15 protein-coding genes are annotated in these 24807 nt (G+C 39.7%); all 15 read right to left on the bottom strand.

Annotated features, from left to right (window positions below; all coding sequences use genetic code 11):
• Positions 1-11: 11 nt before the first annotated feature.
• The 15 genes from mutA to QOX35_RS04760 all read right to left on the bottom strand — a co-directional run bounded on the left by mutA (position 12) and on the right by QOX35_RS04760 (position 24807).
• Entirely contained in the window at positions 12-1898 is a 1887-nt protein-coding gene (gene mutA, locus QOX35_RS04830) for a methylmalonyl-CoA mutase small subunit (RefSeq protein ID WP_283685998.1), read from the bottom strand.
• A gap of 423 nt (positions 1899-2321) precedes the next feature.
• The gene (locus QOX35_RS04825) at positions 2322-3446 is read right to left on the bottom strand and encodes a glycosyl hydrolase (protein WP_283685997.1); all 1125 of its coding nucleotides are present in this window, start codon (positions 3444-3446) and stop codon (positions 2322-2324) included.
• Positions 3447-3603: 157 nt separating this feature from the next.
• The gene (locus QOX35_RS04820; RefSeq protein WP_283685996.1) at positions 3604-4713 is read right to left on the bottom strand and encodes a glycoside hydrolase family 26 protein; all 1110 of its coding nucleotides are present in this window, start codon (positions 4711-4713) and stop codon (positions 3604-3606) included.
• Between the two features lie 143 nt (positions 4714-4856).
• A complete protein-coding gene (locus QOX35_RS04815) occupies positions 4857-7169 on the bottom strand; it encodes a glycoside hydrolase family 3 N-terminal domain-containing protein (RefSeq protein WP_283685995.1) in 2313 nt (770 codons plus the stop codon).
• Between the two features lie 178 nt (positions 7170-7347).
• Positions 7348-9786, bottom strand: coding sequence for a glycoside hydrolase family 94 protein (locus QOX35_RS04810; RefSeq protein WP_283685994.1), 2439 nt, complete (start codon positions 9784-9786; stop codon positions 7348-7350).
• Positions 9787-9802: 16 nt separating this feature from the next.
• Positions 9803-10969, bottom strand: coding sequence for an AGE family epimerase/isomerase (locus tag QOX35_RS04805; RefSeq protein WP_283685993.1), 1167 nt, complete (start codon positions 10967-10969; stop codon positions 9803-9805).
• 3 nt (positions 10970-10972) lie between these two features.
• On the bottom strand, positions 10973-12403 hold the full coding sequence (locus QOX35_RS04800) for an MFS transporter (RefSeq protein WP_252636894.1): 1431 nt from the start codon (positions 12401-12403) through the stop codon (positions 10973-10975).
• 142 nt (positions 12404-12545) lie between these two features.
• Positions 12546-13718, bottom strand: a complete 1173-nt coding sequence (locus tag QOX35_RS04795) for a glycoside hydrolase family 130 protein (protein WP_283685992.1) — start codon at positions 13716-13718, stop codon at positions 12546-12548.
• Positions 13719-13788: 70 nt separating this feature from the next.
• Complete coding sequence (locus QOX35_RS04790; protein ID WP_283685991.1) at positions 13789-15084, bottom strand: glycoside hydrolase 5 family protein; 1296 nt, start codon at positions 15082-15084, stop codon at positions 13789-13791.
• 2 nt (positions 15085-15086) lie between these two features.
• Positions 15087-16856, bottom strand: a complete 1770-nt coding sequence (locus QOX35_RS04785) for an acetylxylan esterase (RefSeq protein ID WP_283685990.1) — start codon at positions 16854-16856, stop codon at positions 15087-15089.
• A gap of 244 nt (positions 16857-17100) precedes the next feature.
• Positions 17101-18072 carry a glycoside hydrolase family 5 protein gene (locus QOX35_RS04780; protein ID WP_283685989.1) on the bottom strand — a complete coding sequence of 324 codons (972 nt, stop codon included), beginning with the start codon at positions 18070-18072 and terminating at the stop codon, positions 17101-17103.
• Positions 18073-18143: 71 nt separating this feature from the next.
• Entirely contained in the window at positions 18144-19802 is a 1659-nt protein-coding gene (locus QOX35_RS04775; RefSeq protein ID WP_283685988.1) for a glycosyl hydrolase, read from the bottom strand.
• Positions 19803-19869: 67 nt separating this feature from the next.
• A complete protein-coding gene (locus tag QOX35_RS04770) occupies positions 19870-21810 on the bottom strand; it encodes an IPT/TIG domain-containing protein (protein ID WP_283685987.1) in 1941 nt (646 codons plus the stop codon).
• Between the two features lie 22 nt (positions 21811-21832).
• Positions 21833-23092 carry a glycan-binding surface protein gene (locus tag QOX35_RS04765; protein ID WP_283685986.1) on the bottom strand — a complete coding sequence of 420 codons (1260 nt, stop codon included), beginning with the start codon at positions 23090-23092 and terminating at the stop codon, positions 21833-21835.
• Between the two features lie 20 nt (positions 23093-23112).
• Positions 23113-24807 (bottom strand): RagB/SusD family nutrient uptake outer membrane protein, encoded by a 1695-nt coding sequence (locus QOX35_RS04760; RefSeq protein ID WP_283685985.1) that lies wholly within the window; start codon positions 24805-24807, stop codon positions 23113-23115.

Raw genomic sequence — 24807 nt, 5'->3', positions numbered from 1 at the left:
ATTATAAAATATTATTCGATGCCCAGTTTAGCATTGAACATTTTTAGAGTCTCAAGGACATTGCTCTTCACATTAATGAAGTGTTCTATACCTTGTGCTTTCAAATCTTCCATGCATGCAGGAGCTCCGGCAACAACAAAATGTTCTTTGCCTTCGATCAACTTATGAGCTTCAGGAGCGTATGTTGCGTACTCATCGTCACTAGAACAAAGTACAATAACATCTGCTTTTTTCTCACGAGCAGCTTTGATTCCTGCTTCAACTGTTTCGAAACCTAAATTGTCGATAATCTTGTATCCGGCACAAGCAAAGAAGTTACTTGAGAACTGTGCACGTGCAAGACGCATACCCAGATTACCAATTGTTAGCATAAATACTGTAGGAGCACCATGTTTCTCTGTAGCCAGGCGAAGTGTTTCGAATGCTGTACCTAAGCGGCTGGTAGGTAACGGCATATATTCTCCTTTTTCGGAAGAACATCCGCAATTACAACCTTCTTTTACAATTTTGCTTTCAGCCTTCTCTGTAAAGTTAGGATATTGATTAGTACCTAATAATACTTCACGGCGAGTAGCCAATGCTTTGAAACGGGTATCAGCTGAAGTCTTAACGGCAGTTTGTACTGTTGCCGCTTTCAATGCTTCATAAAATCCTTTTTCGTCTACTTCGAGGAACAATTTCCAAGCTTGTTCAGCTATAGATTTAGTAAGGTTCTCGATATAATATGAACCCGCTGAAGGGTCAGTTATCTTATCGAAATGACATTCTTCTTTCAACAATAGTTGTTGGTTACGTGCAATACGTTCAGAGAAGTCATCCGGAGTTTTATATGTTTCGTCGAAAGGACGTACTGTCAACGAATTAATTCCGGCAATAGTAGCCGACATTGATTCTGTTTGTGTACGAAGCAAGTTCACGTGGGCATCGTAAACAGTCTTGTTGAAAGTAGATGTTTGTGCATGAACATATATTTTTGCAGCACAATGACAAATTCCTTCAGGAGATTTGTTTGGACATTCGTTAGCACAGATAGGTTTGTAAGCTTCTACTATTTCTGCCCATAACCAGCGTGCTGCACGGAACTTAGCGATTTCCATAAAATAGTTACCGCCAATACCAAAGTTAAATTTGATCTTCTTAGCAACCAATGTAGGGTCTAGTCCTCCTTCAACAAGGGCAGACATCAACTGATTACCGTTAGCCAATGCATATCCAAGTTCCTGATAGATGTAAGCACCACCGTCACTCAATGCATAGGCATTAACAGCCAACACTCTGAAACGAGGTAGCGGAGCCGCAGCTTTAACGATCTCTGCCGCTTTCTCTACCCATCCGTCTGCATTACGTCCCTTTTTCAATAGAGGTTTGAAAGGGTCGTAGTTTACAGAACCAAAGCACTTCATCACATCTGCACCCGATTCTTTGATGTATTCAACTAAGATCTTAGTTAATTCCAAAGATTTGCGATGACATGTACTAAAGTTAAGCTCTACAGCTTCAGGATGAATGTCTTTCAACAATGTCTTGATGTTGTCGGCGTTCACGTCATCTCCTTCGATATGAAATCCTAGAGATGTGATACCTTTGTAAAGTACGTCAAGAGCTTTTGCGTTTGCTGCCTTGAAATCGCGGACGTCAATATCCTGACGAGTATACCAGTCGTTATCTTTCTTGGTACCACGCACGTAAGGAAATTCACCCGGAAGTGATACAGCCGTATTAAGGCCTTCAAGGTCCTCACTTCTGTAAAAAGGGTTTACATTGAACCCTTCGTTTGTTTTCCAAACAAGTTTTTTCTCAAAATCAGCCCCTTTCAGGTCTGCTACGATTTTTGCCATCCACTCTTCAGTAGATATCGGCGGAAAATTTGAGAAAAGCTTTTCTTTCTGATTAGCCATGATTAATAAAATTGTTTAATATATAGGTTATATTTTATTGATTCTTAAAAGATTATAAATGGCCTATCTATATTTACATAAATATTATTTATAGGTGCTTAAATTCAAACAGTTATCCTTATTAAAAATGCACCACAAAAGTAATCCTTTTTGTTTGGTTGGTAAAGTTTTCGAGCCTAAAAAAACTTAGGATTGGCAGTTTATATGTTAATAATGAAAAGGACTTTAGCCTTTTTATACTATTCAGTTCTATCATCCGGTAGCTCATTTAAGGGAGAATTGAAATACCAAAGCTACATTTTAAGGCTTCCAAAAAGCATCAGAAATTTGGCTGCTCTATCGCCCCTAAACAGTTTGATATAACAAAGAAGAAGGATAGAACCCGAGTTCTATCCTTCAGTATATTAATACATAAGAAAGTCTTTATTTTACATCTGCATTCATCAGAATATTGGGTTTAGCCACAAATTCTCTGAAATCATCTGCAGACGAATGTCCTTTGAATGGTGCATAAAAATGTTCCGGCTTATCGCTCTCCCATGCATTGCGCCAGAATAACACCCATGCTATTTTATATTGGTTTATAACAGGATATACAGCTTGTGTAAAATACATAGAATCCGGTATAGATTCCATTCCCGTTTCTCCGATAGTCGGTATTTTACCAGACTTAGCTGCATAGCCGGTTACAATCTTAAGATTGAGATCCATCGCTTCTTTGTATTTTGCTACAGCTTCGCTGTCTTTACCCGGCACATAGCAGTCATAACCCACTATATCAACATATTCATCACCGGGATAACGCTCAAGATACTCGGCTTCATTTTTTGTTTCTGATGGAGAATAGGCATAAAGAAGATTGTGTACGTTTTTCTTATCACGCAGATACTCTACAGTCATAATCCACAATTGTTTATACTCCTCGGGCGTACACTGTTTACTGCCCCACCAGAACCATGCTCCTGTATGTTCATGATACATACGGAACACAACGGGAATCAGGGTGCCTTTATCATCCTTCAAGTCGAGAAAGAAATCTGCAACACGATCGAGCCATGTGAGGTACTTTGCATGATTAGAGCCATTAGGCAGTATCGTTCTTACCACCGAGTCTTGAGCACAGTCCCAAGCGGTATTTCCTGTTACAATATTGTCTCCATGCCAACTGGCTGTTGTTATGCCACCTCTATCGTAGGTTTCTTTGATATAGTACTTCATATCCGAAAAGTAGACAGAATCAAGATTAAATTGAGCCCCGATTTCAACATGTCCTAACTCCCACCCTATCACTGCAGGATAATCGCCCGTCACATCTTTCACGTCCGACCGCCCGGCTTCTTTATACCAGCCATGACCATACGCCAAAGCATCCTGATGTCCAACCATTATACCCTTATCTAATGATTTGAATAATCGGTTGTACAGCTCCACAGTTTCTTTTGTGGCATTTTTATCAATAGGCAATTTCATATCTGCTATCGTTTCTTTTTGCTTACATGATACGAGTACCATAGCTACAGACATTAGTAATAAAAATGTTTTCTTCATTATATATTCATTTTTCAGTTTGTTAAAAAGTAACAACTAATGGTCAGAGGAGCGAAGTGTATGTAAAAGTAACAGATTTAAGCTATTTTATTCGTGTCACTTTTTTGTCCAATATATAGCATTTCTGGTTCTCATCATTAATAGATGATTAACTGTCTCAATTATATATATCAGTCACATCATTCTCCATCAATATAGTTTCAGACTGAGAGAACGCCTTAAAATCGTTAGCGGCAGGATGTCCCACAGTAGGTGCATAATAATGATGCGCCATATCACTGGCATTGCGCCATACAAGCACATAGCAAACCTTTACCTTTTGCAAGACAGGCAGTAATGTTGCTGTAAACCAATCCGACTGGGGTATCCCCTCCAATCCTGTCTCGGTGAAGGCGGCCAGTTTACCTTTGCTTTCGGCTATATCGGACACTATTTTAAGCTTCTGCGCCGCAAGCTGAGGGTTGTTTCCTCCATCGGGGCGAAAGTCCCAATAGTTGTCCATACCAAGCATATCCACATATTCATCACCCGGATAGTATTCTAAGAATTCCTCTTGTGTTGTAAACTTGCAATCGGGAGAGAATGCATATATGAAGTTGTGTACTCCTAGATCGTTTCGCAAATAGTCGATCGTAAACCGCCATAAAGCAATAAATTCATCTTTGGTACAATGTCCCTTTCCCCACCAAAACCAATCGCCATCATATTCATGAAACGGACGAAATATAACAGGGATAAGCACTCCCTCTTTATCTTTAAATGCTGAAGCAACATCAGCAATAGATTGTAAGTATTTTTTATATTTATCGTGTAATTTCCCTCCGGGAAGAATGTCCGGAACAACTTTTATAGGATCTTTCTCCCAATAAAAACTACCATCGTTAGCGGGATTACTAGCATGCCAAGCAAAGGTGGAAACACCTCCCCTGTTGTAAGTATCAACAACGGAAGTAATGAGCTCATGTTTAGCCTTCTCAAACCGCTCTGAATCGGAGGTAGTCACATTGGCAAAATCGAGGCCTATAACGGCAGGATGACTACCTGTAACATCTTTGACATCACTTCTATTTTTATCTCCAACCCAAGTACGTCCATAGCTGGTAGCTTCCTGATGTCCGAAAAGAACCTTACCGCTCTTCTGTATATCTTTCAAATTCTGATATAAATTTTTTGTTCGCTCTGTAGCTTGCCTGTCAACCAATGTATCAGAAGCTTTCACGGGAACAATGATAAAAACGAATAGGAAAAAGAAGATATACCTCATCATCACGGTAAAGGTTAATAATCAACAGTCTCCCGGGCTGGCCGGAAAACTGTTGAAATAATAATACTTAATTTAATTCCATACTCTATACTCTGGGTAAGTATGGAATCTCTCACCTAAAAAAACCAACCTATATTGAAAAACAATCATTTTATAGTAAACAATACCTTGCCTTTTATATCATTAGAGGAAGAACCTACCTGAAATTCAAAATCTCCGGGCTCTACCACACGTTTATTTTCGAGATTAATAAAAGAAAGATCGTTTAGCTTCAACTTAAATGTTACAGTTTTTGTTTCACCTGCTTTTAAAGCGACCTTCTCAAAACGGCGCAATCTTTTCACGTCGGGAACCAGTGATGCCACCAAGTCGCTTGTATAAAGTTGTACAACCTCTTTACCATCACGGCTACCTGTATTTTTCACATCTACAGATACAGTTACTTCTTCGTTCGAATTAAGAGGTAATTGAGACTTATCTAACTTTATATTTGAATATGCGAAAGTTGTGTAACTCAAGCCATACCCGAACGGATATTCGAAATTATAGTCTCCTTCGTAATTGTATGCAGCATCGGTATTTACTTGCTCATCAGAATATTTATGGAAATACGGCACTAATGAATTCGGATATGCCGGATATGTATAAGGCAATTTACCTGAAGGGTTTACATCTCCCGCCAAAATATCGGCCAATGCATCGGCTCCGTAAATTCCCGGTAAATATGTCTGTACTATACCATCTACTTTGGATGAGAACTTAGAGATCAAACGAGGTCGTCCTTCGCTCAATACCAAGATCACTTTCTTGCCAATTTTCAGCATTTCCTGAGCCAGCTCTGTTTGTAAGTCATTCAGGTATAAATCGTTCAAATCTCCCGGTTTCTCGCAATATGAATTTTCACCCAAACACAATATTATATAGTCTACATTCTTAGCGGCAGCAATAGCCTCATCGAAACGGTCTTTATGCTCTGTATCCCATTTTGTTTCTTTTGTGTAGCTCACACCCGGAACATAAGAAACATTTGCGTTACCGAATTTTTGTTGTACCGCATCAAGAATATTATGATACAAGTCACCAAACTCGTCTATTTTTTCACCTTGCCAAGAGAATGTCCATCCTCCGTTCAATGCACGTTTGCTAACAGCATTAGGACCTGTCACCAGAATCTTCGCTCCTTTACTCAATGGCAATACATTGTTGTTGTTTTTCAGCAATGTGATACCATCTGCTGCTGCATTGTAAGAAGCTTGTTGGAATGCCTTAGAGTTAAACTCCGGATAATCTTTCGCATAGGTATTCGGTGTTTCAAACAATCCAAGCTTTATTTTCACAGTCAATACTCTTGTTGCAGCGTCATCGATGCGTGACATCGGTACTTGACCTTCATTGACAAGCTCTGTCAACAAATCACAAAATTCTTTATAGTTGTAAGGAATCATCGACATGTCGATTCCTGCGTTAATACCGGCTTTGATTGCTTCTTTGATAGAAGGAACCATTTTGTCACGGTTATACAACTTGTTTATATCCTCCCAGTCTGTAACAATCATACCCTGAAAGCCTAAATCCTGACGCAGCAATTTAGTCATCAGCTCATAGCTGGCATGTACAGGTACATTGTTTATAATACCCGAGTTGATCATTATAGTATGTGCACCGGCATCGATAGCCGCCTTAAAAGCAGGAACATGATATTCGAGTAATACATTCTCGGGAATATAAGCAGGCGTACGGTCTTTTCCACTAATTGGAGCCGAATAGCCTATAAAGTGCTTGATACATGAAGCCACCTTTGTTGGGTTTGCTATATTATTATCATCGCCTTCATATCCTTTCACCAATTCGTATCCGAAAACCGAACCGATATAAGGGTCTTCTCCAAATCCTTCGTACTGGCGAGGGAAACGTGGATCGAGTCCTAAGTCCAGTACAGGCGAGAAGTTCCAAGGCACATTACTTGCACGTGTTTCGTAAGCTGTAATTTCACCCATCTTACGGGCATGTGCCGGATTCCATGTAGCGGCAATACCTATTTCCTGAGGGAACATGGTAGAACCTGCCGTATAAGTAGCTCCGTGTATCTGGTCGAGACCATATATAACAGGAATTTTCATACGGGTTTCCTTCGTTGCTACTTCCTGAATCTGCTCTACAGCTTTAGTCCACCACTGAGGCGTACGCGCACGTGTACCGGGAGCGTTAAGAATAGATCCTACATGGTATTTAACAACAGCTTCGCGCACTTTGTCTGCATCTATCTCCAATGTGCTGGTAGGAGGAGTGTCCTGACCTTTACAAACCAGATCAACTGTTATCTGAGACATCTGCCCTATTTTCTCTGCCAATGTCATTTTCGACACCATCTCGGCTGCTCTTTTCTCTGCATCACCCTTTTGCGCATACATGCCGCAGGCGATACCCAATACAACTACTAATACTGCTAATTTTCTCATATAAAATATTTAAGTTCTACAAATAAACTATTCGTATACATTGTCATCCTGAACTTCACAGTAAACAATTTCTACTCTAGCGGTAAGGTATTTTCTGTTCTCAATAAGACAATATATGTCAAATATACCTCAAAAAACACGATCTCCGAAACAAAGAGTTTATAATTCAAACTAAAAATTAACCTAATACTACCTCTATTTTATTCACCGAACCGGCAGGCTGTAGCGGAATAATGTTTCCTGACAAAACCTTTCCGTTAACTATTATACTTTTTACTCCTCGATTCACTCCTGTATTTTTAATATCGATGAGATAAGTTGCATCTCTGAATTTGCGTGTCACCTCAAACCCTTTCCAATCGGAAGGAATACAAGGATTTATTTCCAATCCATTATAATCCGGCTTGATACCCAGAATAAATTGCGTGATCGCATAATAATTCCATGCTGCCGTACCGGTTAACCAAGAGTTCTTAGCTTCACCCGGCTTGAATGCATCTTTCCCGGCAATCATCTGAGAATACACATAAGGCTCTACTTTATGCAATTCTGATATTTCTTCGGTATAAGAAGGGCATATCTTGCGGTAATATTCCCATGCATAGTCGCCTCGTCCCAAGATGGTTTCGGCAATCATGATCCAGGGATTATTGTGACAGAAAATACCTGCATTTTCTTTATAGCCAGCAGGGTAAGACGAAATCTCTCCGTATTCGACTACATATTCTGTAAACGCCGGATTATTCAACACAATACCATTAGGTGTATCCAGATATTTTTTGACAGAATCCAGCGATTTCTCTACCATGCCTTCTTCCAGTCCAACTTTTGCCATCGCACACCAACCTTGCGACTCGATAAATATCTTTCCTTCCTTATTTTCATTACTACCGATTTTCTTTCCGTAATAATCATAGGCACGAAGATACCAATCGCCATCCCATCCATGTTTCTTAACGGCTTCGATCATAGAGTAGATATAACCCTGTGCACGGTCAGCTTCCTGATTATTTCCTATCTGGCGGCAAAGCGTTACATAGTCCTGACCACAAACAATAAACAGTCCGGCGATCATTAATGATTCGGCTTTCGATCCTTCCGTTTTGTTTTCAGTCGTCTGGAATGATTCATTCGGATCCCAGGAAAAACAATTTAGATTCAAACAATCGTTCCAGTCGGCACGCCCGATAAGAGGAAGTAAGTGAGGTCCCAAGTTTTCGATCACGTGATTGAATGAAACAGTCAAGTGGTGAAACAGTGATTTCTCTGTTCCCGCCTGATTGTCGAAAGGAACAGCCTCGTCTAATATGGAGAAGTCTCCCGTCTCTTTCAGATAGGCGACTGTTCCGAAAATGAGCCACATCGGATCGTCGTTAAAACCACCGCCGATATCATTGTTCCCTCGCTTGGTAAGCGGCTGATACTGGTGATAACAACCGCCATCACTAAACTGTGTAGACGCAATATCGATGATACGCTGACGGGCACGTGCGGGAATTTGATGAACGAAACCAACCAAGTCCTGATTGGAGTCGCGGAACCCCATGCCTCGCCCGATTCCCGATTCGAAAAAAGATGCGGAACGAGAAAAATTAAACGTAACCATACATTGATATTGGTTCCAAATATTGACCATGCGGTCTAATTTTTCTTCACTGCTCTTTAGCACATAGCTGCTTAACAAATTATCCCAATAGGCTTTTAATTCATCAAATGCAGCCTGTACTTTTGCAACCGTATCGAACTTGGCAATAGTCTCCTTTGCTTTGCTCTTATTGATAACACCTTTCGATTCCCATTTATCCTCGCGGTTTTCGTATTCTACATAGCCCAATACGAATATCAGTTCTTTCGTTTCGCCCGGTTTTAATTCTATTTCAAGGTAATGCGACGCTATAGGCGACCAACCGTGAGCCACAGAATTGACAGGCTTTCCCGCCATCACCGCTTGCGGATCACGAAACTCATTATACAAACCTATAAATGATTCTCTGTCGGTATCAAACCCTTGTATCGGAGCATTTACGCTATAGTAAGCATAATGGTTTCTTCGCTCTTTGTATTCTGTTTTATGATAAATGACAGAGTCTTCTATTTCTACTTCTCCTGTAGAGAAATTACGCTGAAAGTTTTCCATGTCGGTAGCAGCATTCCATAAGCACCACTCGGCAAAGGAAAACAGTTTGAATCGTTTCGTTTCTGTCGACTTGTTTGTCAACTTCACCTTCTGAACTTCCGCCCATGTCTTCAGGGGCACAAACAAAAGTACTTCTGCTTCTATTCCGTTTTTCTCCCCGGTAATGGTCGTATAACTCATTCCGTGGCGGCATTCATATCTATCGAGTTGGGTCTTGCAAGGCTTCCACCCCGGCGACCAAACAGTTCCTCCATCGTTGATATAAAAATAGCGTCCGCCATTATCCATAGGGACATTGTTGTAACGATAACGAGTAATACGGCGAAACTTAGCATCTTTATAAAAAGAGTAACCTCCGGCTGTATTTGATATCAAAGAGAAGAAATCTTCATTACCCAGATAGTTGATCCATGGCCATGGCGTCTGAGGATTTGTAATTACATATTCCCGACGCTGATCGTCAAAATATCCAAACTTCATATTTTAATTTTAAGCATTATTTTAAATCGAAATGTTCTATCATCTCCATACACATACGCCCATTATGATACGGGCATTTCCAGAAGCCGGCTTTATCATCTTTTTGATTGATTGTTCCGTCTTCTTTTCGGCTCCAATACCATTCGCCATTGTCTTGGTCGACGATCTGATTGCGGATATAATTCCATATCCGTGCAGCTTTTTCTTTATATGCTATGTCTTTAGAGTTTTTGTACGCATACATATATCCTACTACAGATTCTGCCTGTACCCACCAATGACGATCGCCATCTATGTGATTCCCATCCTTTTCGTATATCATACTGCCTTCGGCCTGCAAACCTTCGGATGCTGCATCCGCTATTTCCAATGATATATTTTTGATTTCGGAGAGTAAGCCTCTATCGCCCAATACATCAGCTGCTTCGAACAACAACCATGAGGCTTCGATATCGTGTCCGTAGGATATGGCTGTAGACTTCACATTCCACTCTTCGTCGAAAAAGAGATTCAGATGGTTTGTCTTCTTATTCAATATACGCTCGGTGAAAATACCAATCAATCTTTTCTGAGCTGCTTTAAGCTGCTCATTATCCCACACCCGGCACAGATTGGTATATGGTTCCAAAACGTGCAGATGTGTATTCATTGTTTTCTTTTCATTGGCATCCTTATCACTCAGGCGCATATCTTCGATAGGCTTCCAATCCTGAGTATAGGCTTCGAGATAGCCGCCCAATTTATCATCATGACATTTCTCTATCAGATAGAAGAATTCTTTTGCCAATTCAAGAGCCTGCTTGTTTCCTGTTGCACGATAAAACTCCGAGAAACCGTATAGCATAAACCCTTGCACATAGGTTTGTTTTTTTGTACTTACAGGATTTCCTTTATAATCGAGTTCCCAATATACTCCTCCGTATTCCCTATCAAGAAAATATGCAGTAATATAATCGAAAGCCCGTTGAGCCATATCGAGGTATTCCTTCTTCCTCAATATGCGGTATGCAGAAGAGAAAGTCCACAGGATACGGGTATTTAGTATAGCACCCTTATTTGCTTCAGGGTGCAATATGTTATTACCATCTATCTGTCCGTAGAAACCTCCATGCTTTGTATCCTGCATCTTGTCGATCCAGAAAGCCAATATATTATTCTCCAGTTCGTTTTTGAAACCGTTCATAAATCAATCTTTTTGGGCACGTTTAGCATCCAGCTCGGCAGTTATTTCTTTTACTTTCTTTTCAGAAAGGGGATAAGCCATCATTCCAAGGAAAGCAATAATACAACAAATAGCAGGAAGGATACTTATCATCAGTCGCTCTCCAAAAATAGTATCCATACTTTGCTGAGCGATATGCGGATTATATTTGAATATGGATAAAATCCATCCGGTAAGAGCTGCACCTAAAGCCCATCCTAATTTTTGGGACATGGAAGACGATGAAAAAATAAGCCCCGAAGCACGACGGTTCGTTTTCAGTTCCTGATAATCTACAATATCGGCAAACATACTCCAAAGAAGAGGTAGAACATAACCTGCACAAAGAGAGATTAATGTTTGTAGCAATAATATCCAGCCTAACTCATTAGGTATAAAATAGAAGACTACACTTAACGCTGCGGCTCCCGCCATAGCCAACATATATGTTCTTTTCTTTCCGTATTTGGATGATAAAACAGGGGCTAGAATAACGCCTACAAGGTTGGCAGCCTGACCAACAAGGAAGTAAATAGTAGTCATATCCCAACCTGTAACCGGCATTTTATATGCAAACTGTACGTAGTCTCTAAAATAGTAAATGGCTACACCATCGCGAACAGCATTAAACAACAAAGCAGCAAGCCCTGTGCCTACCAATATCCACCAAGGTGCATTATGAAACAGATTTTTCAAATCCTGCTTTACAGAAGTATTTTCATCTTCATTAACAGGCTCTACACGTTCTCGTGTCCATCTGAAACAAAAAATGAACAGAATAGTACATAACACCCCAATAGAAGCTACGGCTAACGTCCAACCAATAGGAGATGTACTTACCGATGTTTCGGTTACCGCTTTCGTAACATCTACAGCCGCTTTGCCCTCGAGACTAGCAAACATATCAACCAATGGCTGCAACAACATAAAGGTTATAAAGCTACCAATAAAAGCAAACGACATACGGTACGAAGAAAGAATATTCCGTTCTTGCGGATTGGATGACATCACACCTAATAATGAAGCGTAAGGCACATTTATCAGGGAGTATACAATCATCATCAGGGAATAAGTGATATAAGCATAAACGAGTTTCCCTGTTGATCCGAAATCGGGAACAAAGAATGTTATCACTCCCATTACGGAGAATGGCACAGCAAACCAAAGTAAATATGGGCGATATCTTCCCCAACGGGTCTTAGTACGGTCGGCAGCTATACCAACGAATAAGTCAAATACCGAATCCCACAGGCGAGCAACCAGAAACATAGTTCCTGCCGCTGCTGCTGTTATACCAAAAACATCTGTGTAAAAGAACAAGGAGTACATGCCGAATATCTTCCAAAACATGGAAGAGGCCATATCTCCAAATCCGTAGCCGATTTTCTCTTTTAAAGTAACTGTTGTTGTTTTCATGGTGGATAATAGGTTGTTTCAAAAGTAAGATCACTCTATCAGAGTGTTATCCTCTTTGTCACGACGAACAAACCGGAAGTTCTCCATTACATCCGGCATGGCAAAGAGATAGTGAAAAATACCCTCGAAACATTTAGTATTATTATTTTAATTCTAGATTTTTCTTAATCAAAGCCGACAATGTCTGTACCGATGTAGCCGAACGATAACCATCAGGCGCTGTATTGAAACAGTAATCAACTAAGCGATCTACAGAAGATACTGCCACATGCATACGTGTGTCGCATGAAGCATAATACAGATATACCGTACCATCGTCGTCCGCTATCCAACCATTCGTAAATAATACATTAGACACGTCTCCTACCCTTTCTTCATCCATCGGAGCCATTAAGTGTCCTGCAGGTTCTGCTATCAACTTATCGGGCTGCTCCAAGTCGGTCATGTAAAGATACAATACATATCTTAATCCCGCAGCACAGGCACGCACTCCATGTGCAAGGTGTAACCAGCCTTTTGATGTTTTTATAGGATGCGGACCTTCTCCATTTTTCAATTCCTTGATAGTATGATAATAACGGAAATTGATTATCTTTTCTTCTTTCACCTCTGCATTGGTAATATCATCTATCAGTGCCCAACCGATTCCGCCACCACTACCGGCATCGATAAATCCGTCTTGAGGGCGTGTATAAAGTGCATATTTTCCGTTTACAAATTCGGGATGTAAAACAACATTCCGTTGCTGACTCTTTGTTTTCAGATCAGGCAGACGCTCCCAATTGATCAGATCTTTTGTACGTGCAATACCTGCTGCAGCTACAGCTGAAGACAAATCTCCGGCTGGCGCTTTCGGGTCTTTCCTTTCGGAGCAGAACACACCATAAACCCATCCATCTTGGTGAGCAGTAAGGCGCATATCGTAAACATTTGTATCAGGGTTGTCAGTTTCAGGCATAGCAATAGGATAATCCCAAAAGCGGAAATTATCTATACCATTTGGACTTTCGGCTATTGCAAAGAACGATTTACGATCATTGCCTTCGACACGTACAGCCATTATATATTTCCCATTCCACTTGATTGCTCCTGCATTGAATGTTCCGTTTATTCCAAAACGTTCCATAAAATAAGGGTTGGTCTGGGGATTGAGGTCATAACGCCAGAAGACAGGAGCATGACCGGCTGTTAATACAGGATTTTTATATCGTTCGAAAATACCATTTCCCGGTAATATTGGTTCATTTTTTAATGTAACTAAATTCTCATATTCTGCTGTAACAGCGTTAAGACGTGTATTGAAAATGTTGCTCATCACTTGATTTTTAAGGGGTTCAACCTGATTAAGTTTTATTAGAATTACTTTACTCTTTGTGTTTTAGCTTCTATTTAGTATTTAACTTATCTGCATATTCTTTTATTAATTTAATTGTTGAATCTGTATCAAACACAGAGTTCAAACCTTGCTCTTCTTGCGCCGGATCTCCTACATAGTCATCCCACGGTTTCCAAAATTCATGAGCCGGACGTCCTAATCCACCCCATGCCCAGAAATTACAACCTGCAATATTTCCTTTATCCTTAGACGCTGTTACTATGTGTTCAAAGATATTGGCATAGTATCTATCACGGGCTGTAACAGGATCATCCCGTGTATATTTATGATTGTCGCGAGGAAAGCCAAATTCTTCGATTGTCATCGGTTTATTCAGTTTTTTTGCGATAGCCAGATGTTCAGAGATATATTTATCTGTTCTCTCAATTGCCTTATCTACCGATTCTTTAATCTTGGTTATATCGATCCAACTCCAGTTTTTAGGCCAAATATGTATTGTCAGATAATCGACATTCGGATCTGCATGTATCTCTTCATAAAGATTCATATCTCCTTCCGAACCCATAAGTCCTTCGTTTCCGATTGATATGAGATGATTAGAGTCTAGCGAACGTATCAATGCTGTTGTTTCTTTGAGCCATTTCTTAAATGCAGGTTTACCTTCGTCACTAAACACACGCGGCTCGTTTCCCACCTGCCACGACATAAGGGCTGTATCTTCGGTATATTTTTTTCCTGTATATTTATTTGTACGAGAAACAACATGCTTTACATGATTTAAAAACATTGTATGGCAACTGTCGCAGTCGGCATATTGTGCCACATGCTTAACAAATACAGGCCAATCATAAACTCCTTTTTCAGGAACATTTCCTTTTCCTGCCCATTCGAGATACTGACCATAGCCGCCACTCCATTCCCAGCTATTATTGAGATAGAGAACAGCATGCATATTGCGTTTGCCCAGCTCTGCCATGAAGAAGTCTAGTCCATCGAAAATAGTATCGTTGTATACCCCGGGTGCTGTTTGCAACGTTGGCCTCACTTTTACTGCTTGTCCGGCAACACCATCTGCCCCCACCAGTACACGTAAGTTATTGATGCCATTTTCTTTCATGAAGTCGAGTTCTTTCAACAAGCGTTCACGGTTTCCTCCTTCTCCTGTAGAGCCTAATATTGCGCCATACCAGTAGTTTGTACCAATAAAATAATACGGATTGTCGCCTATTACAAAGTGACCATCTTTTTGTTTTACAAAAGCAGATTCCGACATGGTTGTACTTTTCTTACTGTTACAAGAAAAAAGACTTAGAACTGTGATCGTAAAAAGAATTAGTTTCTTCATTATTATTTTATGTTTAATTTTTCTTTGATAAACGCTTTCGAAGCATCATTATACTCTTTGCCAACACTGTGGGCAAACTCAGGGAATGCCATCCAGCGTTTTTCGGATTTTACCTGATTATAAGCCGCAAAATTTATGTGAGGCGGACAAACGTTATCCTGAACTCCAATCCCCATAATAAGAGGACATTCAATCCACTGAGCCAGATTCTTGATATCAAAATAAGTAAGAAGTGAATAAACGTCTTCCCATTTAGCCTCGGGATGTGTTGTCATATAATTATCAAAATCGCTTTTAGGCCAAGGGGCTATTTTGAAATAATCAGGATAATCGGATAAGAAAGGAATACTGGGTGCTGCTACTTTTACGCGTTTGTCGAGAGCCGCAGCCACAAATGAAAGTGCTCCACCTTGGCTACCACCTCTTACAGCAATCTTTTCGGAGTCTATCTCTGGTCGGCTGCAAACAAAATCAAGTGCCCTGACTACATCCAAGAATGCCCCACGATAATAATAATTATCTTTATTATCGAGCCCGTATGTAATCCATGTTCCAAAACGATTTGTTGGTTGATTCAATGCTTGCCCCCTGATCGATAAAACAAAGTATGCAAATCCATCCCACCACTGATTTGGTGGATAAGGTTGTGAGCCATATCCCATATATTCTACAATTACGGGATGCTTACCTTCTCTTTTAGGCTTAGCATAATATCCTCTTATCAGCTCATTACCAAAAGAACCCATTTCAACCAAATAGACATCGTAATCTATTTTCGAATACTCGGGAACGAGTGTCAATTTATAATCCGGTGCAACTTTTGCAAGCTCTTTCAAGTTGTTATCCCAAAATGCTTTAAAATCATCTTTTGCATCGAGAGGCGAGTTAATCTTTTCGGGTTCAAAGCCGACATTAAACTTTTTCTCACAGGCTATTGTGTCGTTGCGTCTGAACTGAACGGTATATCTATAAAAACCGGGATTTGGATTATCAAAGCTAAAGGATTTGGATATTGAAGCTTTTCCATCTATTTCTATATTCATAGAGTCAGCCTTTAGCGGTTGATAATCGTCTGTTGTGAGCGTTACCAACAATCGTCCTTGTACTGCCCATTTGTTCTTATTATCGATATTTACTTTTATCTGAACAGGACTAGGAGCCATAAATATATAGTCGGAGTCCGCCACCTGAACATTTAAGGCTAATTTATCTTTTGTTTCAGCGGTAGAGATCGATAGAGCAGCCCCTTGGAGGAAGCCACCGACATTCCAACCATCATGAAACTTAATCGCAATCAGATTTTCTCCTGTAAGATTAATATCTTCTTCGGGAACAAAATAGTTTCGTTCATTGTCAAAGTAGCCTCTATAGTCTTGCGGAAATTGACCCGTTTTACCTACAAGCTTACCATTAAAGTAAACCTCATCGGTAGCAGCCAAACGTCCGAGATGAAGCATAATTCCACCTTTATTCTTTATGGCATTGACTAAGACATCCGACATTTGTATTCTTTTACGATACCAACCAAAGCCGTTATCCAATTTGATGTTTTGATCTTTTAAGGATTTAGACGACAACACTTCTTGCCATGCAGTATCATTGTAGTCTACATTCATCCAAAGACTATCGACACCTTCTCCGGCATGAAATTTCCAATCGGCAGAAAATGATTCGGAAACGGTCGGGTCGAAATTTTCTTTTACCGCTTGTTTGCAGGATAAAATAAGAAAGAAAGTGATTACGGATAAGAGATATATCGTATATTTTTTCATGGTCTTTTAGCTATGATTCTATTTAATGATAGATAGTACAAATTTATAATTGTCGGCATCTTATTACAAATACTTTTTTAATCAATTATAATACTTTTTTGGGCATTTTACAGCGTCTACAAACTAAACATTATTGGCTTATTAGACATATAAATAAGAATATTCAAGAGACAGTATGGAGAATACCGACATCCATACAAAGAATAATACTTTTTTAATCTATAATTACAACTCACTGTTCTTTTTACTGTAGTGCGGCCTTTACTATTTTACCCCATTCTTTCAAATCGGCATCTTTCCAGCCGGTAGCAGGAGATGTAGAATCTTTAATCATCGAACATGTTTCGTTTTTATCTGCGATAGACCACGCAACCCAACTTATCTGATGTTGTTTCATCCAGTTCAACCAATTATTCCATTCTGTTTTGTTTATGGTACCATCACCCGATGCTTCCATTCCTGCACACTCCGACACAAAAATAGGAAGTCCTTTTCCGATGGCATAATCAGCCCTATCACGTAAATATTGCTTGTGTGTTGCAGCATAGAAGTGTAGTGTATACATGATGTTATCATATCCTTCGATTGGATTATCTGCAGCCAAATGTATATCCTGATCCCAATGAGGTGTACCTACCAATATTACGTTCTTAGTATCTATCGCTCGAATCGTTTTAATTATTTCTTCCGAGTATGCTTTTACTGTTTCCCAAGAATCTTCTACCGGCTCATTGAATATTTCGTATATTATATTCGGGTAGCCTTTGTATTTATTGGCAGCCCTTGTAAAAAACTCCTTGGCTTCCCGTGTCTTTATGCCATGACTATGCCAGTCTATAATAACATACATTCCATTTTCTATGGCCGCATCAACAACATTATCGAGGCATTCGTTCGCTTTTTGAGGGTTGGTTATGTATGCTCCTTCGGGTTCAACCCCGATTGCTGCACGTACCATATTACAATTCCAATCCGATTTGAGCCATGCTACAGTAGACTCATTATAAAAGCGTGGCCACCAATTATGCCACCCAAAGCTTACCCCCTTGAGAGCTATTTTCTTGCCGTCCTTATCTACCAATGAAGTACCTTTTACTGAAAGTTGACCATGCTGCTCTACAAAAGTCTGAGCAATTATTTGATCTGCATTGTCTCCGCTACATCCGACAAACAGGAAAAACAGTAGAATGTAAGCCTTGTAAAAATTCTTAATCATAACTCTCTATATTTTGTAAAAAAACTCTCCTTGCCCTAAAACAAGGAGAGAGTTAATATTCATTCTTTATATTATTTCATGCTCGGAACCTGGTCACGAGTAATCACATAAGTTTGCTTCATTGCATCTTTCCACCATTCGTCAGTAGCATGTTTACTACCACTATCAGCTTTTCCATACCATGGCATAAACCACGCCCAACGTGCACCAGCACTCCACTGTTCGGATAGAAGACCAACTGTTCCACATTCGGAAAGGGCAATCACCTTATGCCCATAGCGAGCAAACTCCGATTGGTATATAGATACACAATCGCTTGTATTCTTACTATATAAATCACGACCAATGATATCTACATACTCATCGCCCGGATACCAGCTACTATCGTCAGACTCGCTTGTCCACACCCAGATCAGGTTGTTTACACCCTGCGATTTGAAATAGTCGAACATAGCAATCCAGAGCTTTTTGCAAGAATCAGCATCTTTACCCCACCAGAACCAGCCGCCGGCAGCTTCGTGGAACGGACGCCAGATAACAGCAATTCCTTCCGATTGTAATTGTTTCAATGAAGTAGCTACCTTTGCAAGATCGGCCTTAAAGACTTCATTTTCACGTGTTCCTTCAACTGTAGCCTTGGCTGCATCGAAGTATGTATCAGCTTTGTAAAAAGCATAATCTCCATTTGAATCGGCAGGTATCAGATAAACAGCTGTTACAGTGTAATCATGTCCGCTTATGATAAGACCCGAAGACTTTAATTTAGTTAGGATAGCATCTGTTATTTTCATCTCATAATAATCGCCACTGATAGAAAAATATTCGTAACCATCGGCAATCTGTCCCCAGTCACTACCTTTTAGTGAGCCTTGAGCCCCTGATGCCACGTCTTTGATTGCAACACGGATAATATCGTTAACCTTCGCTGATGCAAATCCCTCAAGAGCTGACGCATCAGTAAGCTGTACATTGCCCGACCAATCGGAAGGCATAGCTACATTACCATTCCATAACCTAGCCGATACAGGAACATTCCAATGCCACATAATAGAAACCAATCCACCTGCATCCCACCAGTTTTTTACAGGCGAAATATCGCTATAGTCAATCCAGTTGCTAGGAGAATATGGCAGATGCACATAATCGAAAGTATTTAATGCCGGGTATTTTCCGGTAAGAGTATGAACGGCTTCTGCTTCTTCTACATTCCAATTTACATTAGCCATCGTACCGGAGATAACTTTTTGTTTATAGCTTTCCACCAAAAACTGATACACCTTCTTTGCCTGAGCTGTAGCATTCGGATTACAAAGCGTAGCTGTTATAACAGGATCGGCCTTCGTTGTAAAGCTGATAGATGTTTCAGGCACTTCTATATAAGTCGGTCCAAGTACAACACCTGCAGGTACAACTAGTTTGTAAGTCTTACCTTTTTCCAATCCGGTAGCTTTAATCGTTATCTGACTTAACTTAAATGAAACATCCGTTATAGTAGCTCCCTCTATAGTAATCTTTTCCTGTCCGGCTTTGGGACAGAATATATTCTGATCATAATTCAGAACAATAGTTATGTCACCTTCAGGCAAATCTGTTGTTCCATCAACAGGTGTACTGCTTGCTAATTGGGGAACACCCGGATCGCCGATAACCGGATCATCAACATCGGTACAGGCAGTCATTAGGATAACCCCCAGTAAGATATAAAAAATATTTTGTGCTATTTTTTTCATAATACATATTTTTGTAAAAAGCCTGCCTAATATAAATTCAGATTAGGCAAGCCTTTATTTTATAATATTACCGACCAGTTATAATAGAAACCTTAGAGATTACAAGATGCTCCCCTTGAATAACAATTGCTGTAGTTGACCAACCATCGTTAGCTCCTAATATATTGTCAAGGAATGGTTGAGTTAATTCCATCTCATAATATGTTAAACTTGTATCAGTAAATACAGGTGTATCCCACGTTGCCCAGTTTGCATTATTAATCTGCAATTGTCCATATCCGGTAACTGTAAAATAGAATTTAAGTATTGCTCCGGCTTTTATTCCATCAAAAGATTCCTTATACAGACGGAATGCGCCTCCAGCTCCTTCACCCGCCCAAGATCCAAGGTCACGTGTTTCATTCATTATCACAGTTTCTACTATCCCCGAAGAGATAATACGTATCGTATAAGTCACTTCTCCGTTAGATGAGATCAGCTTAAATGCTGTATTTCCATTAGCATTACTTGGAACAAGTATACTAAGAGTAGAACCTTGCAAAATATACTGTGTATTATTTCCGTTTACCTGCACATTGGTCAGTTTATCAGCATTCTGAACATCTACTTTCAAAATAGTACCTGACTTGATTTCCTCATCTGAACCCGGAAGAACAGCTATATAACAGAAGTCTGGTTTAGTCACTGTCAAAACGGAGCTCTTTACAGTCTCTCCATTTTTCATTGTTAATGTCAGTTCTCCAGTCTCTGCATCTACCGGGGCTTTTACCACCAAGTCAGTAGAAGATGTTGGAGTAACTTCAACAACTTTGTTTCCTCCGAATGTTACAGATGTAACAAGATCTAGATTCTTACCTTTTATTGTAAATTCATTACCGGCAGCGACAGAAGATGGATTGTATGACAATATCTCAGGTTTTAACGTAGTAATTTTTACTGATACAGTTTTTCCACTAGCGGTATTTAGAATAAGATCTCCTGTTTTGGCATTAGTTGGAGTAGTTACTTTTATTTCCGTTGCACTCTTCGATGTAGGTGTTACAGCCTCTGATACTCCTGGGAATAATGCTGTAGTAACCAAATCCATATTAACCCCTTTGATCGAAATGACACTACCATCCTTTATGCCTGTAGCAGGAGTAGCCACCAAATCCGTTGGCACAGCGACACCTATATTAGCTATAGCTACATGCACGCCCGAGTAAGCAACCATTACAATAGCGCCATCGGTGATACCTTCAGGCAGAGTAAATGCCAATACGTCATCTTTTATTGCATGAGCCACAGGCGCTCCATCAGGAAGCTGTACTGACTCTACCAGATCAAGATTCTGACCTATTGTAGAAACTACATCTCCGGGTTTTTTATTTGTAAGATCCAATACCTTTTCTACAGAAGGGAGAACTACTTGCAATTCTGTTTCTGATTTCAATTCTACGGGAATAGCAGCTGTGTCAGCCAAAATAATAATACCGGTCTGTGCTTCGCGAGGAACAACGACTTCAATCTTTTTACGCTCCCATGTCAAAAAATCTTTATAAGATACTTCCACATTATCAGAAAAGACTACTTTCTGAATCAAATTCAGATAATCACCTTCTATTGTCAATGTCTGACCTGCCTTGACAGGTGATGGTGCAAACTTGGTAATAGATATAGGCTCTGTATATTTAAGCAACGTTTTGGTAGTTATTTCTAAACCTGAAACAACAAGTTTAACATAGCCTTCTTTAGCATCCTGAGGAATGGTAATCTTTATTTTTTCTTTACTTACCACTTCTATATCAGTAACCTCAATACCTTCGGGAAGAATTACACTTGTTACTTTATCAAGGTTTTTCCCTATAAAGGTAAGCTCGCTACCACGTAGAGCCGGACTTGGGCCAAAAGCTTCAAGAACCACAGCACCCGAACCATTATCATCATCGTTAGAACATGCCGAGAATGTAACTGCAAAAATTACCAGCATTACTAAAACGACTTTACCATATATATTATTCAATATCATATTCTTATAATTTTAGCAATTATCATTGAGCTTTAACAACACGTACATTATCAATATGGAATGTAGGGTTACAAGGTGTACCTGTTACTCCTCCTCCATTAACAAATAATGTAATACCGGAGTAATGTCCTGCAGCATTTACCTTATTCAGGTTAGTACCATCTTTGCTATATTTAAAATCTGTCATTGGTATGGTTACCGTAACCCAACCATTACTTACATAAGTGCCTGTATCTGCCCATGGAATCCACAATGCCCGAGGATAATTACTATTTGACAAATAAGCATTATTAGGGTTACCACCGGTAGGACCACCTTCCTGCCAATTCATCCAAACATCTGAAGCTCCTGTAAAAATAATTTGAAGAGCAGCAGCAGACCATACATCAGGTATATTTACCTCAAATTTTAAAACATATTTATCAAGGGCACCTGCATCAAAGAAATCAGGATCGGTAGTACGATATGTCCAGCGTTCATAACCAAATTTGCTATCATCCCATTTGTCATCATCCATTTCTCCTGTAAATATCAGATACTGCCCACAACCGGTTAATCCACCGTCAGTACTATATCCTGAGCCGGCATGCCATCCATGATGATATCCACCATCAGCAAACTTTGTATCAAAATCTAGAATGATATTTCTATTATCTCTAAAATAGAATGGACTTTCAGTTGTACCATATACAGATGTAACTTTTATAGGTCCGGGCTTAGCACCTACAGGAACTTTTACTGCTATATTATCTAAATCATGGCTCACAACTTCACCTTGGAATCCTCCTTCAAAAGTTACAGTCAAAGGGTTAGCGTCTTCATGAATAAAATAAAGACCATGAATATAAGCAACATTACCATCATCAACATATTCACATGTCATGGATTTAGGTGCAGGTGCAGGAACTTTTGTTTCGAAAGTATAATAGCAAGAGTCATTATTTGTATATAACTTAATCAAATCTTGCTTCTCTCCAGGAATACCTGAAGGTATATTAACAATAATAGTATTGTCCGTCACAAAATTCGGGTTTAACTTGGCTTTCTGATCATTAAAATAAACCTTATTAACTTTCGACAAGTTTTCCCCAATAATGGCAATCTGAGTACCCAAATATCCGCTTGTCAATAAAGAATCAGAAATAGTTGCGTCGCATGGGCGTATGTATCTAACGACCGGAGTACCTCCTCCCGAGCCGCCTTTATCGTCATCATCCGAGCACGAATTGAATGAGACAAGAGCAAGTAATACAATAGCTATATTTAAAATATATTTTTTCATAATCTAGTCTTACTTAAAAGTTAAAATGCATAATCAACCGGTTCCTGAGTTATACTTGGTGTCTTTGTTACTGTTTCCGCAGGAACAGGCAATACAAGATTTTTTTCTGTAATAGTTATAGTTCCTACATTTTTATCAAGATAGAATATAGAACCTTTACCCGAAGAATCATCGCTCGGATCGAGAGGAGTAAACCCTCCGTGATGTGCATTGCTGGCATTACGTTCTTGCCATGTATAACTACCATTAGAAATATATTGACGCTCACGCTTCATTCCATTCAAATAAGAAAGAGCCTTATTCATATCCCTATAGCTCATGCGTTTAATGTCAAGGAAGTTGACACCTTCAAGAGCAAATTCGACACGACGTTCTTTGATCAACTGATCGTAAGTTATAGAAGTGGCTTTTGTAGAAAATCCGGCACGTTCACGTACCTTATCATATACGGTCAATGCCAAAGCGTCAGTAGTAGATGTACCCGAGCCGATACATGCCTCAACATAACACAGATATACATCTGCCAAACGGAGTAAATAAATATTATTACCTGCGTCCTGATTGGATGTTCCCGCAACTCCGTCACAATCGGAATTAGCTCCGATTACGTATTTCCTTACATGTGCCAACATACCATTTGATGTTTCGGTAGACTCATCTTGCGAAAAATTATGATAAGTATATCCACCGCCACCCAAATTTGGATAGCTATCACCATTGCGCATGTATGTATAATAACGGCGGGCATCATTCGAATCAAAAGCTTCTTGCAAACTAAGAGTCGGCCCCTTACCTGCTCCCCAAGATGAACCTAAAGTAATCAGTGCATTACGAGACAAAGAGACATTGCGTCCGTTACCGTATCCATAACCATCGTTTGTACATTGTATAGCAAACAAAGACTCTGAAGAGTTGTTTCCTTTTGGATAAAACATTGTAGAAAGGTCTGAATATAATTTCAGCCCACTATCATTAATTACCTCAGCTGCGTAAGATTTAGCTTTGGCAAAATTATCGGATGATGATGCATCAGAAAGGTGAGAAGCCATCGTTAGATGAAGCTTTGCCAACATACCTATAGCTGTATATTTTGAGCATCTACCGGTCTGAAATGGAGTTGAAGGAAGATTGTCTTTAGCGAATTCGAGATCCTGACGGATAAATTCGTAAACACTTGCTTGCTTATGGCGGATCACCAGACCTCCGGAGATATTATTATTTGTTATAATCGGAACATCTTGCCAGTACTCTGTTAACCAATAATAAGCAATAGCACGAATACAACGAGCCTCGCCAAGAGCACGATTTATTACCGTTTCTGAAACTCCATTAGATCTTGCTGCGGCAGGCATCCCATTGATAATATTATTACAATACGAAACTACACGGTAAAGTCCATTCCAGCCCTGAGTAAGGAAGGAATTTCCATTCTGGAAAGTCATATAATAGAATTGACCTTCCTGATCGTAAGTGTAATAAAGGTCTCCGGCAAGCTCATCTCCTGCCATCCACATAAAATTCATTCCAAAGTCTTGCCAGACAAACGCAGCATACAGAGAGGCAGAGTTGGCATTAACGGCAGACTCTGATGTGTAATATGTCTCCAGCACCTGCTCTGACTCAGGAACTATAGTCAAGAAATCATTACAAGATGTAGCACCCAGGATAATGGATGAAAGACAAATTGATTTGATTATATTTTTAATATTCTTCAT

Source organism: Dysgonomonas sp. Marseille-Q5470 (assembly GCF_951230145.1).
Taxonomy (GTDB): domain Bacteria; phylum Bacteroidota; class Bacteroidia; order Bacteroidales; family Dysgonomonadaceae; genus Dysgonomonas.
This window is presented reverse-complemented; position numbering and strand designations above follow the sequence as displayed.